At 36.9% G+C, this 15,335-nt stretch carries 14 protein-coding genes; 1 reads left to right on the top strand and 13 read right to left on the bottom strand.

From position 1 onward, the window contains the following. Positions 1 to 6: 6 nt before the first annotated feature. From selD to SPI61_RS05110, 9 genes are all read right to left on the bottom strand, one after another. Complete coding sequence (gene selD / locus SPI61_RS05150; protein ID WP_321137049.1) at positions 7 to 1,044, bottom strand: selenide, water dikinase SelD; 1,038 nt, start codon at positions 1,042 to 1,044, stop codon at positions 7 to 9. Beyond that, on the bottom strand, positions 1,037 to 1,615 hold the full coding sequence (locus SPI61_RS05145; protein ID WP_321137048.1) for a ComEA family DNA-binding protein: 579 nt from the start codon (positions 1,613 to 1,615) through the stop codon (positions 1,037 to 1,039). The genes selD and SPI61_RS05145 overlap by 8 nt, the downstream gene beginning before the upstream one ends. A gap of 102 nt (positions 1,616 to 1,717) precedes the next feature. Beyond that, the gene (locus SPI61_RS05140; RefSeq protein ID WP_321137047.1) at positions 1,718 to 3,088 is read right to left on the bottom strand and encodes a DNA repair protein RadA; all 1,371 of its coding nucleotides are present in this window, start codon (positions 3,086 to 3,088) and stop codon (positions 1,718 to 1,720) included. Position 3,089: 1 nt separating this feature from the next. After that, positions 3,090 to 5,477 (bottom strand): ATP-dependent Clp protease ATP-binding subunit, encoded by a 2,388-nt coding sequence (locus SPI61_RS05135; RefSeq protein ID WP_321137046.1) that lies wholly within the window; start codon positions 5,475 to 5,477, stop codon positions 3,090 to 3,092. Continuing rightward, entirely contained in the window at positions 5,470 to 6,423 is a 954-nt protein-coding gene (locus SPI61_RS05130; protein ID WP_321137045.1) for a hypothetical protein, read from the bottom strand. The genes SPI61_RS05135 and SPI61_RS05130 overlap by 8 nt, the downstream gene beginning before the upstream one ends. Continuing rightward, positions 6,404 to 6,814, bottom strand: coding sequence for a hypothetical protein (locus SPI61_RS05125; RefSeq protein WP_321137044.1), 411 nt, complete (start codon positions 6,812 to 6,814; stop codon positions 6,404 to 6,406). Before SPI61_RS05125 ends, SPI61_RS05130 begins: the two co-directional genes overlap by 20 nt. Beyond that, entirely contained in the window at positions 6,804 to 7,277 is a 474-nt protein-coding gene (locus SPI61_RS05120; protein ID WP_321137043.1) for a CtsR family transcriptional regulator, read from the bottom strand. The genes SPI61_RS05125 and SPI61_RS05120 overlap by 11 nt, the downstream gene beginning before the upstream one ends. Positions 7,278 to 7,572: 295 nt before the next feature. Beyond that, the gene (locus SPI61_RS05115; RefSeq protein WP_321137042.1) at positions 7,573 to 8,769 is read right to left on the bottom strand and encodes a copper amine oxidase N-terminal domain-containing protein; all 1,197 of its coding nucleotides are present in this window, start codon (positions 8,767 to 8,769) and stop codon (positions 7,573 to 7,575) included. Positions 8,770 to 8,897: 128 nt separating this feature from the next. Continuing rightward, on the bottom strand, positions 8,898 to 10,265 hold the full coding sequence (locus SPI61_RS05110) for a radical SAM protein (RefSeq protein ID WP_321137041.1): 1,368 nt from the start codon (positions 10,263 to 10,265) through the stop codon (positions 8,898 to 8,900). A gap of 220 nt (positions 10,266 to 10,485) precedes the next feature. Between SPI61_RS05110 and SPI61_RS05105 the strand changes: the two genes are divergently transcribed. Continuing rightward, a complete protein-coding gene (locus SPI61_RS05105; protein ID WP_321137040.1) occupies positions 10,486 to 11,115 on the top strand; it encodes a TetR/AcrR family transcriptional regulator in 630 nt (209 codons plus the stop codon). A gap of 155 nt (positions 11,116 to 11,270) precedes the next feature. On the opposite strand, the gene SPI61_RS05100 is transcribed toward SPI61_RS05105, so the two are convergent. The 4 genes from SPI61_RS05100 to tpiA all read right to left on the bottom strand — a co-directional run bounded on the left by SPI61_RS05100 (position 11,271) and on the right by tpiA (position 15,326). Then, positions 11,271 to 12,122: a bifunctional 5,10-methylenetetrahydrofolate dehydrogenase/5,10-methenyltetrahydrofolate cyclohydrolase gene (locus SPI61_RS05100; protein WP_321137039.1), complete on the bottom strand. Its 852-nt coding sequence runs from the start codon at positions 12,120 to 12,122 to the stop codon at positions 11,271 to 11,273. Between the two features lie 47 nt (positions 12,123 to 12,169). After that, positions 12,170 to 13,189 carry a C40 family peptidase gene (locus tag SPI61_RS05095; RefSeq protein ID WP_321137038.1) on the bottom strand — a complete coding sequence of 340 codons (1,020 nt, stop codon included), beginning with the start codon at positions 13,187 to 13,189 and terminating at the stop codon, positions 12,170 to 12,172. A 94-nt stretch (positions 13,190 to 13,283) separates the two neighbouring features. Continuing rightward, the gene (eno, locus tag SPI61_RS05090; RefSeq protein WP_321137037.1) at positions 13,284 to 14,573 is read right to left on the bottom strand and encodes a phosphopyruvate hydratase; all 1,290 of its coding nucleotides are present in this window, start codon (positions 14,571 to 14,573) and stop codon (positions 13,284 to 13,286) included. Beyond that, on the bottom strand, positions 14,574 to 15,326 hold the full coding sequence (gene tpiA, locus SPI61_RS05085; protein ID WP_321137036.1) for a triose-phosphate isomerase: 753 nt from the start codon (positions 15,324 to 15,326) through the stop codon (positions 14,574 to 14,576). Between the last annotated feature and the right edge of the window lie 9 nt (positions 15,327 to 15,335).

Below are 15,335 nucleotides of genomic sequence, written 5' to 3'. Positions count from 1 at the left end.
CAACACCTACTTTACATAAAGTCGTTTTTCTCTTTTCTTTGTGACTTCGCCGATAATAGCTCCCGGATATTCGGAGTCTCTAAGGGCTTGCATAATTTTATTCGCCCTCTTTTCATCGGCAGTAATTAAAAGGCCGCCTGATGTTTGAGGGTCAAAAACCAAGTCATCTATAAAATCGTTGTGCATCGATTCATATCTATTTGAAAAATATTTTTTATTATCATATGTTCCCTTTGGAACCAGTCCCATTTCAGCGTAGTTGTGTGCACTCTTTATTGCAACAAGTTTATCTGTGTATAAATCGCAAGAAAGATCGGCACCGTCAAGCATTTCAATAAGGTGTCCGGCAAGTCCGAAGCCCGTAATATCTGTTGCCGCCGTTGCGCCTCCGCCCTCTTCAATAGCTTTTAAACCGAATGCATTAAGTGTACTCATCGATTTTACAACTTCGTCGATTTCATCCTGTTTTGCAAAACCCGCTTTTATAGCCGTGGTCAATACGCCTGTGCCGATCGGCTTTGTCATTATGACGAGATCCCCTTCATTTGCAGAACTGTTTCTTAAAAGGTCCTTCTTGTGACAAAAACCTGAAACCGAAAGCCCATACTTCGGCTCATCGTCTTGAACCGTGTGCCCTCCGACACAAAGACATTCCGCTTCCATCATCTTGTCGAAACCTCCCCTTAAAATTTCCTGCAAAATAGACGGGTCCAAACAGTTCGGGAAACAAACGATATTCATAGCCATCTTCGGATATCCGCCCATTGCATAAACGTCAGACAATGAGTTGGCAGCTCCTATGAGTCCAAATGTATATGGATCGTCAACAATCGGAGTGAAAAAATCGAGAGTCGTTATTAATAAATTATCATTTCCCAAATCATAAACCGCCGCGTCATCCGACGTTTCAATTCCAACCAATAATTTATCATCTGAAATTACATTTTTTGTTATTCCTCGCAAAACTTGCGACAATATGTCGGGACCGACTTTTGCCGCTCAGCCGCTTGTCTTTGCATATTGCGTTAATTTTACATCACTCATATATTTCCCCTCCAACAGCAATCAAACCCTTGAGAGCCTCCATTTTCTTTTTCCCGAAACCGGAGACTTTTAGTAAATCATCAACTTTTTCAAATGGCTGCGCCTCTCTATAGGCAATAATTTTGTCAGCCGTTTTTTCGCCGACTCCCGGAAGAGTCATAAGCTCCTCTTTTTCAGCCAAATTTAAATCTATATAACTTTGAGATTTCAGATTTGTGCTCGTCGTAGGCTTCTCCCCTTTTTTCGGCACATAAATCTTCATCCCGTCTTTAATCTTTTCCGCGAGATTTAACACATCGGAATCCGCTTCTTCCAACATTCCGCCCGCTTTCTCAATCGCATCGATAATGCGCTTGTCCTTTTCAAGTTGATAAACGCCGGCTCTTTTAACGCTTCCGCTTACATGAACAATCAAAAGTTCATCTTTTTTCTCGCTTTTTTCTTCTATAGTGTCCTCTTGTTCAAGTTCGTCTTCGCTCATCTTAAATCTAAGCAATTCCTCACTGTTATCTTTACATCCGGTTATTGAAAATATAAAAATTATAGCTAAATAAATAAATTTTTTCTTCATAATTTCCTCCCGAAAGAACACTTTCCATACTTTTATTTTAACATAAATATTAATATTTTGCAATAAAAAAAGCATTGAAATATCGAAATTTCAATGCTATAACTATTTCAAATAATGGGAAATCGCCTCAGATATATTCTTAAATTTTACAACTTTTGCATTTGACGCTTTAAAATCAGCGTTCCTATCGCCAATTGCAATTTCCTCTACTCCGGTCCTGTCCGCCTCTTTAATTTTCTCCGACAGACTTTGAGATTTTCTAATTTCGCCCGTGAGTGCAACATCTCCTATGAAAACGACGTCTTTGTTAAGCGGTTTTCCATAATAAGAACTTGCTATGCTCATTATAATTGCAAAGTTTAATGACGGATCAAATGTTCTAAAACCGCCAACCGCTTTAAGCACAACATTTTGGTCAAAAAGTTTTAAATTCATAGTGTCTTCAAGAATGCTTATGCAAATGTTTAAACTATCTTTTTTTATTGAGTCCGTTATCCTCGACGGATATGGAGTAAAAGATTTACTCATAAGGCTTTCAACCTCAAGCACAATCGGACGTGAACCTTCTTTAATTGCTCCAAGCGCCGAGCCTTTGACCGGACTTTCTCTCGTAGTCATAAAGTATTCTGATGGATTATCAATCGAAATAAGTCCCTTGTCCTCCATTTGGAAAAAACCCATCTCTCCGGTCGAGCCATATCTATTTTTTGTTGCGACAAGAGATCTTAACGATTCTCCCTTCTCACCTTCAATATACAAAACAGTGTCGACCAAATGCTCTATTGAGCGAAGCCCCGACAATTCATCTTCCTTATTCATTTGTCCCACGAGAAAAACAATTCTAGGATTCTCTTTGTCTTTCGCAATTTCTACGCATTTATATGCACATTCAAGGCTTTGCGTAGGACTTCCGGCTCTACTCGGCAAATATTCATCAAGAACAAAAGTTTGAATAGAGTCAACAATCAAAACATCAATAGCCATTCTTCTCACACTTAGTTCAACTTCATTCAAACTGTTGCTGCTTATAACATAGAGATTATCCGAAGTTTTGTCTAAAATTCTTTCCGCTCTCTTTTTTATTTGACTTTCGCTTTCTTCACCGCTCGCATACAAAACCTTGTATCCAAGTTCGCCGAGTTTGTTTGAAAGTTGAAGTAAGAGTGTACTTTTTCCTGCTCCAGGTCGTGCGGTTAATATGGTGACGGAGTCTCTAACGATTCCGCCACCCATAACTCTGTCGAGTTCATTTATATTTGACATAACGCGGTCCGAATTTAAACCCTTAACTTCTGAAAGTTTTGAAACAACGCCGCTCCCGATATTTCGTTTACCTTTTACATTTGTGCTCTTTGACGGCTCCGGCTCTTTTTCAACCATCGTTCCCCATTTGCCGCAACCGGGACACTTTCCGAAACTGCCGATTGATTCGTATCCGCACTCCGTACATCTGAATAAATTATTCTTAGCCATACTATTCCTTATTTACCACAACTTTGTCCTTGAAGTCGAGAACAACTTTATCCCCCGGTTTGATTTGACCGCGTACAATTTCTTCCGAAATAACATCTTCAAGCGACTTCATCAAAACTCTCTTAATAGGTCTTGCACCGTAAGTGTCGCTATAGCCTTCTTTCGCCACATGAGTCAAGAAATCATCAGTGACTTCAAGTTCATATTTATCTTTAATTCTTGATTTTATCTTTTCGATTTCAAGATTTACAATTTTCTTTACAGATTCCTGATTGAGTGTGTTAAAGACAACAATTTCATCGACACGATTCAAAAATTCAGGCTTAAACATTTCTTTAAGCGCTTTTTCAACCTTGCCTTTAATCGCTTCATTTTCCGTCTCTTCACCGCCACCGAATCCATAGGTGTTCTTTTTCTTTAGATCCGATGTCCCTGCGTTTGAAGTCATGATAATAACAGTGTTTTTAAAATCAACGACTTTTCCTTTGCTATCCGTGAGTCTTCCCTCTTCCAAAATTTGTAGAAGAGCATTGAAAATATCAGGATGTGCTTTTTCAATTTCGTCGAACAAAATAACTTGATAAGGATTCTTTCTCACCGATTCGGTAAGTCTTCCGCCTTCTTCATATCCGACGTATCCCGGAGGCGAACCGATAAGTTTTGAAACACTATGTTTTTCCATAAATTCACTCATATCGACTACAGTCATTTTATTTTCGTCGCCAAAGAGTTCAAACGAAATCCTCTTTGCAAGATATGTCTTTCCAACGCCTGTCGGTCCAACAAATAAAAAGCTTCCAATCGGACGATTCGGGTCTTTAAGTCCAACTTTTGACCTCTTTATAGCTCTGTCAATTACGGAAATCGCTTCCCCTTGCCCAATGACTTTATCGCTTAAATTCTTTTCAAAATTTCTCAATTTTAAAAGTTCATTGTCAGTCATTTGAGAAACCGGAACTCCGCTCCAAGTTGACACAACTTCTTCGATTACAGAGTTGTCCACCACCTCATATTTGTTTGAGGCTTCAAGTGAATCCTTTGAAATCTTGTCCTCAACAACTCTTTCCTCATCTCTCAATCGAGCTGCGCGCAAAAAGTCCTGTTTTAAAACAGCAGCTTTCTTCTCTTCAATTATAGACTCCAATTGTTCTTTAAGAATCTTCGATGAATCTTCGCCCTTTACTTTTGTGCGCTTTTTACTCATCGCTTCGTCCATGACGTCAATTGCCTTGTCCGGCAAAAATCTTTCTGTGAGATATCTTTCCGAAAGAGTTACAGCCTCAATGAGCGCTTCGTCAGTAATCTTAACCCTGTGATATTCTTCGAATTTCTTTCTTATGCCTTTTAAAATCTTTATTGTTTCCTCAACAGTCGGTTCTTCAACCGTTATTGTTTGAAGCCTTCTTTCGAGGGCGGAGTCCTTCTCAATATATTTTCTGTATTCATCAAAAGTGGTTGCTCCGATAATTTGAATATCTCCTCTTTCGAGATAAGGTTTTAAAATATTCGATGCATCAAGGCTTCCCTCGGAGCCGCCGGCGCCAACAATATTGTGAATTTCATCTATAAAGAGAATAACTGTGTCGTCGCTTTTCGCCCTTTCAAGAAGTTTTTTGATTCTGTCTTCAAAATCTCCTCTGTATTTTGTTCCGGCGACAAGCATCGTCAAGTCGACCTTATAAACAATCTTGTCCTTAAGGTAAAACGGCACATCTCCCGAGACAATTCTTTCCGCCAGCCCCTCAACAACCGCTGTCTTGCCGACGCCCGGTTCACCGATAAGAGTCGGATTGTTTTTTGTTCTTCTGGATAAAATCTCAATCATCCTGGAGATTTCTTTTTCACGACCGATTACAGGGTCAATTTCTCCACTTTTCGCCCTTTCGTTTAAATTTGTTGTATAATTTTCAAAAATTTCTTCGTCAGACATATTCGGTCCGTCAGGTCCCATATCTTCATCGCCCGGATTCAACATATTTCTTATAAAAAGACGTTTGTCAAAGTCAAGACTTCTTAAAACCATATCTGTAATATCGGTATTATCGCTTATCGCAGCGGTAACAAGCACATCGAGAGTGACCATATTTTCCCTCATAAGGGCTGCTAGTCTTTTAACATCTCTTGTAACGACCCTTCTAAAACTCGGTGTCGTCCCATTGACTCTTTCACTGTCTCCAATTCCTACTATGTCCACAAGGGCATTGTAAAATCTATTATAATCAAGACCGTATCTTGCTAAAACATTTATAATTTCTGTATCCGTTCTCTTAAGAGCTGCAAGAAGAATGTGGTGAGTACCGACGGCATCAGCCTTTAAAGCTCGCGCCTCTTCTTCACTGTACTCGATTACCTCTCTCGCAATTCTATCAAATCTTGAATAATCAAGCATTCAACCCCTCCTTATCTTCAAATAACAAACTGTAAAAATACTCTTCCATTTCATCCTGTCCTAAATTCATATTTGAAATATAATTTCCTTGAGTTTTTATCAGAGCATTTCTAATTTTCTCGCCTTCAATCTCGGCCCCCATAATTTTTCTGAAGAGAACAACATCATCCACAGTCCTCAAAAAATCACTCGAACTTATTCTGCCACTGTTTCTTGCCGTCTCAATACGTTCTGTTAAAAATTCCATAAAAGTGTTGTTTTGCCCCAGCTCGTAGGCTTCAGCTCTTTCCTTTACCTCAATTTCAGCAACAATATTTTCTATAAATTTTATATCCTTGTACGGCTCAGTTTTCGAAATACATCTCACTATAAAAAATGCACTCGCCGCCGCCTTGTTTGAGTATGGAATCAAAAGCGCCCCCGGTCTTCGCATGGTCTTGTTTACCATATACATGACCTTGTTCGAATTCATAAGCGCCGGAATATGAACGATTGAATCAATCATAAAGCCGTTTCCGCAAAGAGGAATCTGACTGGATAAATATCCAAAATTTCTGTCTTTTTGAAATGCCAAATCTTCGGATAAAATCTTTAAATAACCGCTCAACTCCTCATATTTTTTTACCGGATTCTCCAAAGTATATCCGCTGAATGATAAATGCTCCGTGTCATTAATATTGATGAATATTTTCGACTTATCGTCATATAAAACACTAGCATCCCCATTTGAAACGCCCATTGAAAGTAGATTTCCTTCCATAAAAGCATCCACCTCGTCTTTTTGAGCCAAATACGACGGAATGTATCTCAAGGGAACAGGAAGCTTTGAAATCTCAGAAAGAAGAGTATTTCTTACCGCATTTTTTTCCTCCAAAGTAAGCTCGGACGGATATTTATAACCTCTTAAATTTCTAAAAAAATCAAAACTATATCCCTGAATTACCATGAGTCGCCTCCTCAAGCTTTTTCTTTATCTCTTCCGCTTTTTCGTATTCCTCAAGCCTTATCGCGACTTCAAGATCTCTTTTTAGTCCCGCAAGCTCGTCCTTGTTTTGAAGTACCGGATATAGATTTCTCTTCTTCATAGCTTCCGAAATTTCCTTTTTAAAAACTTTATAGCAAACTTCGCACCCTACATCCATTCGAATATTTATATCCATCCACTTCCTGTGGCACTTCGGACATTCCTTTTCGTTGTCATCTTGATCCTCGTCCAGTGCGAGTTTTTCAAGCCCCTTTATAAACTTCATAATATCATCGGAAAGAACAACATTAACATCTACTCTGTCCTGATTTTCGCCACTATTTATGTCATTGTACAAATTTCTATTCTTCATAATCAATCTCCTTGAAAACCGCAAGCATCATATTTCTGAGCAAAGTCGCGCGCAAAACATTTCTGTCTTGCCCCTTTATATCGAGCGCCCTCTCCTCCATAGCCGCCTTGAGTAAATTTTCTTCCTTTTTATCAATAATAGAATATGTGCTCAAAATATCTATAATTTGCTCACTTGCATTTAAAGTAATCGAATCGCCGATACTGTCCAACAACTCTTCAAGAAAACCGTCGTGGACTTCAATCTCGACCCTTTCGATTTTTATATACCCTCCTCCGCCTCTTCTCGACTCTATATAATAACCCATTGTCGGTTGGAATCTGGTTTGTAAAACATAATTAATTTGCGAAGGACTGCAATTAAAGTCATTGGCAAGCTCATTTCTTCTAAGCTCAACAATTCCTTCATTGTCATCTAAAAGCTTATTCAAAAAATCTTCAATCGAATTGGATAACCCTGCCAAAAATTTCAACCCCTTCCTATCATCTTATCTGTAAATCTGTTTAAAAGTTTTTTTGACCTTTACTAACCTTCTATATACCCACTATTTTAAAAGTTAAATCAAAACGTAATAAAGTTCTTAAATTTTTAAAAAGAATACAAGTTCATATCACACAAAAAATATATAATTTTGAGAAATAACCGATTTAAATAAAATGTTCGTATTTAAAATTCTAATAAAAAATGCAGGCATAATACCTGCATTTTTATTGAGCGATTGTCTCAATCATCCTATTTAATTCTATAAAGAATAAAATTTATATTCTTTTGTTCGGTTTCAATGTTTTATTTCCGACTTTAACAACAACAGAATTTTCCAAAAGTGTCATCTTGTCGAAATAAGATTTTTTGAGTTCAGGAACATCGTCTCTGTATTGTACATCACTAGGGCCTGTTTTTCTAAGCGACATGCCGTTATCAACTGACAACAAATTATTCGGAGATTCCGATTCGCCTTTAAATTGGACTATATCAAAAAGTCTTCCGCCTGCACCGTAGAAATTTTTTAAATCGTAAAAACCAAGTCCTATTTCGTACAATTTAACCTTGATATCCTTAAGATTGTTTAGAGGAACTTCTACCGTTACTTGCGGATTTCCAAATTTATATACAAGATTTCCATTTTTAACATCTGCGCTTACATTCTTTCCTTCCGGTAAAGCCGGTGCTAGCGGAACAATAATAATTTGGTCCGCAATTTTAAAGCATTCTCTCATATCGTTATAATATACACCACTTGAGGTGAAAAAGTCCATGCTGCCTTGATTAATCAAATATTTGTTTTCCGAATAAAACTCAACTTTCATTCCCATATCTTCATATTCAGGATTATATGTGTTGCTCAGATAATATGCTTGAACAAATCCTGCACCTTTTTTATATGCATCAACAAATTTGCTGTGAATTTCAAGACGCTCACCATCATCCGATTCCTTAATAAACATTTTGTCGTCAAATTTCGGCGGCAAAATTAATTTAACACCGAATTTTGGAAATTCTTTTGCTGTATATTCACTTGTTTTTTGCATAGGGAATTTTTCAGGTTTTACACCGATATAAACAGAGCCCGATGCTTGATCCCAACCGACGTTCTTAGAAAACGCTTCACCGAAGAATCTGAGCGGAACGAATGTTCTGTCATTTCTAATAAAGGTCTTTACGTCCATAAAACCTTTCACACCGTCTTTTACATATTCGCTTGAACCGACTTTGAGTTCCAAAGTTTGAGTGCCGTTTGTAATTTTGATGCCCTTCGTTTTTGCATCATAATCGACTTTGTAGCCCATATTTTCCGAAATAAAACGAAGTGGAACAAATGTTCTTGAATTTTCCAAAATGACATCAGCCTGTTTTTGCTCTCCATCAATAAACAAGTTGTAACCTTCAGCCTTTGAAGAATTGCTTGAAATCAATATGGCAATACATGCTGCCAAAATGCAAATAAACTTTTTCATACTTACCTCCAATATGATAATTTGTATAATTTAATTATACATCTTAACAAAAATAAAAGCAATCTATTTTATTTTCGAGCAACAAAAAAGCCCATCTTTAGATGAGCTTTTATATGAATTTATAAGTCTTATGCTTTCTTTACAGGTTTATATTCATCCCAAAGTTCGTCTGCAGTTTGTTTCCAATGCTCTGCGTAATGATCGCATTTTGAACATAATTCTTCAACATCTTCGGCTGCAATAAGGTCAGTTGACTTTGCGCCTGTTTCCTTGACCATTTTTCTTAGAACTTCCGGATTTTCAAGCATCGGACAAGGTCTGAAGTGGTTGTTGTTAAACGGTTGATTTTCCTTATATGCCATGAAAAGCGGTTGAGCAAGAGCGTCTTTTATAGACGTGTCTCTGATATTTGCGCTTGAGTAGTGAATAAATACGCATGGTTCAACGTCTCCGTTTGCATTAATGTGCATATAATCTTTTCCGCCTGCAATACATCCGTTAATTAATCTTCCGTCGTTTTGGAAGTCAAAAGCAAGTATTGCCGGATCGGCATCTTTACTTCTCAATTCTTCTATCCTACGAACCATATATTTTCTTTGTTCCGGTGTTGGTAATAAATCCACGACCGCGTCTTTTCCAACAGGCATGTAGTGGAAATACCAAATCAATTTTGAGCCATTATCAATCAAAAGTTTCAAAAACTCATCACTTGTAACAGTGTCAACATTTTTGCTGGTATAGCAGACCGCATTTCCGAAGAGAATGCCTTCTTCCTTCATCAGTTTCATCGCATCTATAACTCGTTTATAAACGCCCTTTCCACGTCTAAAGTCGTTGTCGTCTTCATATCCTTCCAAACTTACAGCAAAGTTCATATTTCCGACACGCTTTACTTCTTCACAAAAAGCTTTATCAATTAAAGTTCCATTTGTGAATATGTGGAAACAACAGTCATTATGCTTGTCAGCAAGTTTGATCAAATCGTCCTTTCTTACGAGAGGTTCTCCGCCTGTAACAAGATAAAAATAAATTCCCATGTCTTTACCTTGCTGTACAATGCTGTCCATTTCCTCAAATGAAAGGTTGAGCTTGTCGCCGTATTCAGCTGCCCAACATCCTATACAATGAAGATTACATGCGCTGGTCGGGTCGAATAAAATCGTCCATGGTAAGTTTGTACCCCATTCTTCTCTATATTTTTCTCTTATCTTTGAACCGTAAAGAGATGCTTCATAACCGAAGTTCATCAGCGTCTTGTACAAAATATTTCTGTCAATATTCTTTGCGATATCGATTCCGTACTTCGTCCAACCATTGTTATCATCTTCCGCTACCCTTATTGCCTTGTTGAATGTTTCATCTTCGAAAACATTCATCTTTTTTGCATAACCCATAAGGTTAATAAAAGTGCCTTGTGGATCTTTTTCAAGTTTGGTTAATTCATGCTTTACAAAAGCATCAACTGCTTTTCTTTCAGCAAAATCTTTTAATCCCATATTTTTCCCTCTTTTCTCATTTTAACTCACATAAGTATTTAAAGACATATTGTTTTACCTAATTTGCATAGGTAAAACAATATTTATCTTTAAGAATAAAAAGTTTTAATCATACAAACTGACCAATGGTCACTTTTAATTATATCACTAATTTTTATTTTTGTCAACATATTGACACAATTTTTTTTAAATGATAGTATTAAACTGAAAGGAGACCGATATGGCTATTGAAGATAATAAAACTAATAAAAGAAATAATTTATTAAATGCATCCTATGAGCTTTTTACAACTATTGGTTTTCAAAACACAACCATTTCAAAAATAACCACAACTGCCAATGTCGGCAAGGGAACATTTTATCTATACTTCAACAACAAAGATGAAATAAGACATGCTTTAATAGTTGAAAAGTCCTCGCATCTTATAAAAAATGCAATTAAAATTTTAAATGAGAAAATAAAAGACGAAAATCTTTCTTTAGAACTGTCTGATAAAATTTTATTTATAGTGGATTATATCATAACATATTTCAAAAATGACCGCTCGCTTCATGAGTTTATTGCAAAAAACCTAAGTTGGGGGTTCATTTCAACAAAATATTTAAAAAGTCAAAATCAAAATGACAATGTTATCGAAGAGATTAAAAATCTAATTCACAGTATTGAAACAAAAGAAAAAATTAAAATCAAGGACCCGATGCTTATGATATTTACAGTTATAGAACTTGTCAATTCTACATGTTACAATGTCATTCTTCACGATGAGCCGGTGCATTTCGACGATTACAAAGACTATCTATACAAAACTATAAAATTAATTGTAAAAAATTCCGTAGAAAATGAAAACTGAATTACTTATATAAAATTGGAGAGTTTAGACTCTCTATTTTTTTGAAAAATAGCTGTAGATATTTCTTCCCATATAGATTTAATACACAAATATAGACTATGTTTCAAACCTTAATACATAAAAACTCACCGCATGAACGGTGAGTAAAAATCAATTTATTTATTTGTTTGTTGTTCGCATGCTTTTACAACTTGTGAAAGAACAATCGTAGTTGTAATTGAGCCTACTCCACCCGGCACAGGTGTGATTGCCTGTACATAGTCTTTAACTTCTTCATAATCCACGTCGCCCGATAGTTTTCCGTCTTCAGTAGTTCCAACTCCAACGTCGATTACAATCGAGTCATTTGTAAAATATGATTTGTCTATAGTTGCCGGTCTTCCCAATGCTGTAACTACAAAGTCCGCCCTTCTTGTGTGATTTTTTAAATCCTTTGTTCGGCTGTGACAAATTGTAACAGTCGCATTTTCCGAAAGAAGCATCATTGAAAGCGGCTTTCCAACAACCATCGAGCGGTTTATAACTACAACTTCTTTTCCGTCAAGATTATATCCGTGTCCTTTTATCATTTCAACTGCAGCACGTGGCGTTGCCGGTTCAAGTCCGGTCTTATCGCCTTCAAATATCTTTTCAAGATTTATAGGGTTCATCGCGTCAACATCTTTTTCAGGTGCAACAACATTTACGACTCTTTCTTGATCGATTGATTTCGGAAGCGGTCTAAACATCAAAATTCCATGGACATTTTTGTCGGAATTCAGTTTTTCAATTTCAGCAATCAAATCTTCTGTGGTTATTGAAACCGGAAGCTCAATTGGTTTTGTGTGGAGACCGATTGATGCCGAAACTTTTAAAATCGCCCTTTCATATGAAATGTCCGAATCGTTTTCGCCGACTCTTACAATTGCAAGTGTCGGATTTATATTATTTTTTTCCAATGCTTCAATTCTATTTTTTAGCTCAGCTTTAATTTTATCAGCTACTACCTTACCTCTTAACTCTTTCATATATACCTCCGTTTAAAAATAAAAAGCGGACTACTCCGCTTTTTTAGTTACAGAACTCTTCTTGCATTAACATAAGTTCTGATATAATAATTCGAATTTAATTTGTCAATTACAACGCCGGGATTAATCCCTGAAGCAGCGTGAATAAATTGACCGTTTCCGATATAAATTCCAACATGGCTTACTCCTGCGCCTGACGTATTAAAGAACAACAAGTCTCCCGGTTGAAGATTTGCCTTGTCTACCGGTTTTCCGAATCCGGATTGCGAAACACTTGTTCTTGGAAGTTTTATTCCCAATTGTCTAAAAACAAATGATGAAAAACCGCTGCAATCAAATGAACTTGGACCTGATGAACCATACACATACGGTTTTCCAAGTTGTGCTTTTGCAATCGAAATAATATTATTTGATTCCGCCAAATTTACTCTATTTAATTCGTCATCGCTTCTGTTTAAAATTTCTTCTTGAAATCTGATATTGTCTTTTTGAACAGCAATGATATTTCCACTGTTGTCAAGACAAACAAAATTTCCATTTTCGTAATCACGGACAATTAATGCATCATCCTTGTTGTATTGGCGTCCGCCAAACACAAACGCATTTTTAATAAATCCAAGGTTAATCTTCGGCATAACTGAAACGGAGATGTCCTCAGATAAAACATATCCTGTAAGATTGTCTTCAGTTTTAACCAAAGAATATTGTCCTTCGTTCTTAATTACACTAAGCTCTTCATCTTCCAACAAAAATCTTATCGCTTCTTCTGTGTTTTTATCTTTTTTCAGAGCTGTGATTCTCTTAACTACAATATTATTTGAAACCACTTCTTTAACTAGGATATTATTTCTTGTAACAAGAATGTCTTCATTGTTTTTCGAAACAACATATCCTTCCGGTTTCGATTCTTTTATTTCTACATTTTCACCGTCAACAAATGACGCTTGTTTTCCGCTCGGTGTAGTTACTTGTACCGGGTTAATGACAGTACCTGTGTCAAACGTTGCAAATGCCAGAACGGCAACTGCACTCGTTACTCTTAGTACATTCTTTATAACTTTGTGCATAGTTCCTCCTTCGCGATATATTTATTTTACCATAACTAAATATATCCTGTCAAGTTTATTATGTAAACCTTCGAATTACTCCGAAGGCATTAAATTATTTTATGTTATAGAATGTCTTGAGTCCAAGATATTCAGCTTCTTCGCCGAGTTCTTCTTCAATTCTTAAAAGCTCATTATATTTTGCAACTCTGTCAGTTCTTGCAGGTGCGCCGCTCTTAATTTGTCCGGCATTTAAAGCTACTGCCAAATCCGCAATAAAGCTGTCTTCAGTTTCTCCGGATCTGTGGCTTATAACAGCGGTATATCCCGCTTTCATTGCCATCTTTACAGCATCGATTGTTTCTGTAAGAGTTCCGATTTGATTTAACTTGATTAGAATTGAATTTGCAACATTCTTCTTGATACCGTCTTCAAGTCTTTCCGTGTTTGTTACAAACAAGTCGTCACCGACAAGTTGGATTTTACCGTCAACTTCTTTTGTAAATTCTTCCCAAGCTTCCCAATCGTCTTCTGCAAATGCATCTTCGATTGAAATCAGCGGATATTTGTCGATAAGCTTTTTATAATATGAAATGAGTTCTGAAACAGTGTATGATTTTCCTTCACCCTTCATTTCATAAATTTTCTTTTCGGCATTATAAAATTCTGTGGATGCAACGTCAAGTCCGAGATATACGTCTTCTCCCGGCTTATATCCTGCTTTTTCAATAGCAGAAACAATAACTTCAAGCGCTTCTTCGTTCGATTTTAAATCAGGTGCAAAACCCCCTTCATCGCCAACTCCCGTTTGAAGTCCCTTGTCCTTTAGAACATTTTTCAGCTCGTGATAAATTTCAGCGCCCATTCTCAAAGCTTCATTGAAGCTCTTTGCGCCAACAGGAAGAATCATAAATTCTTGAATATCAACATTGTTGTTTGCGTGTTCCCCACCGTTTAAAATATTCATCATCGGCACCGGAAGAGTCTTTGCGTTAACTCCGCCGATATATTTATATAGCGGCATTTGGAGTTCGTTTGCAGCCGCTCTTGCAACAGCCATACTTACACCCAAAATTGAGTTTGCTCCAAGTTTTTCCTTTGATTTTGTACCGTCAAGTTCAATCAAAACTCTGTCGATTAAAGTTTGCTCAAATACTGAAAGACCAATAAGTTCAGGTGCAATTACATCGTTTACATTTGAAACAGCTTTTAAAACTCCCTTTCCGCCATAGCGCGATTTGTCTTTGTCACGAAGTTCCAAAGCTTCATGAACGCCTGTTGAAGCTCCGCTTGGAACCATTGCACGACCGATTATTCCGTTTTCAGTTACAACGTCAACTTCAACTGTCGGATTTCCTCTTGAATCCAACACTTCCCTTGCATGTACATCTAAGATATAACTCATTTATTTCACCTCAAAATTTAGAATTCTTTCCCAATCATCTGCCTTGAGTGAAGCTCCGCCTACTAAAACTCCATCCACATGATCGGTATTTACTATTTCATCTATATTGTCCTTGTTTACACTTCCGCCGTATAAAAGATGAACATCTTCCTTGACTCCTTCATACATATAGTCAAGTGTGTTTCTTAAAAACTCAAGAGTCTTTTTGATTTCTCCGATTTTTGCCGTTTTGCCCGTTCCGATTGCCCAAATCGGCTCATATGCATAAATTATTTTTTTCGCATCTTCAATCGAAACGCCGTCCATGGCTTCTTTAAGTTCCTTGTAAAGATATGCCTCATAAGTCTTATTTTCTCTTTCTGAAAGCGGCTCACCCACACATAAAACAGGTGTTAAGCCTGCGGAAAGAATCATTTTAATTTTTTCATTTAAAAACTTTCCGTCTTCATTAAAAATAGTTCTTCTTTCGCTGTGTCCTACAAGAACATACTCCGCACCGAAGTCCTTAACTTGAAGCGCACTTATTTCGCCCGTAAACGCCCCTTTTTCCTTCGAATAGACATTTTGAGCCCCATAGTGAGCCTTTGTATCTTTTAAAGCATTTTCGCACATTTCAAGATATACCGAAGGAACAAAAACGATCTCTTCTCTTCCCTCTTTAATCTCCATTTTCTTTATAGACGAAAGAAGGGATTTTGCTTCATCCCTTCTCATATTCATCTTCCAATTCGCAGCTAAAATTTTACGTCTCAAATTATCACC

It is taken from the genome of Ezakiella sp., from assembly GCF_034180565.1.
Classification (GTDB): Bacteria; Bacillota; Clostridia; order Tissierellales; family Peptoniphilaceae; genus Ezakiella.
The sequence above is the reverse complement of the archived record's forward strand: the minus strand, read 5'-3'. Positions and strand labels throughout refer to the sequence as shown.

Excerpts from the sequence above, each read along its gene's own strand:
- SPI61_RS05145 (WP_321137048.1), bottom strand. The coding sequence starts at position 1,615 with ATGAAGAAAAAATTTATTTATTTAGCTATAATTTTTATATTTTCAATA.
- SPI61_RS05140 (WP_321137047.1), bottom strand. The coding sequence starts at position 3,088 with ATGGCTAAGAATAATTTATTCAGATGTACGGAGTGCGGATACGAATCA.
- SPI61_RS05135 (WP_321137046.1), bottom strand. The coding sequence starts at position 5,477 with ATGCTTGATTATTCAAGATTTGATAGAATTGCGAGAGAGGTAATCGAG.
- SPI61_RS05130 (WP_321137045.1), bottom strand. The coding sequence starts at position 6,423 with ATGGTAATTCAGGGATATAGTTTTGATTTTTTTAGAAATTTAAGAGGT.
- SPI61_RS05125 (WP_321137044.1), bottom strand. The coding sequence starts at position 6,814 with ATGAAGAATAGAAATTTGTACAATGACATAAATAGTGGCGAAAATCAG.
- SPI61_RS05115 (WP_321137042.1), bottom strand. The coding sequence starts at position 8,769 with ATGAAAAAGTTTATTTGCATTTTGGCAGCATGTATTGCCATATTGATT.
- SPI61_RS05110 (WP_321137041.1), bottom strand. The coding sequence starts at position 10,265 with ATGGGATTAAAAGATTTTGCTGAAAGAAAAGCAGTTGATGCTTTTGTA.
- SPI61_RS05105 (WP_321137040.1), top strand. The coding sequence starts at position 10,486 with ATGGCTATTGAAGATAATAAAACTAATAAAAGAAATAATTTATTAAAT.
- SPI61_RS05100 (WP_321137039.1), bottom strand. The coding sequence starts at position 12,122 with ATGAAAGAGTTAAGAGGTAAGGTAGTAGCTGATAAAATTAAAGCTGAG.
- SPI61_RS05095 (WP_321137038.1), bottom strand. The coding sequence starts at position 13,189 with ATGCACAAAGTTATAAAGAATGTACTAAGAGTAACGAGTGCAGTTGCC.
- eno (WP_321137037.1), bottom strand. The coding sequence starts at position 14,573 with ATGAGTTATATCTTAGATGTACATGCAAGGGAAGTGTTGGATTCAAGA.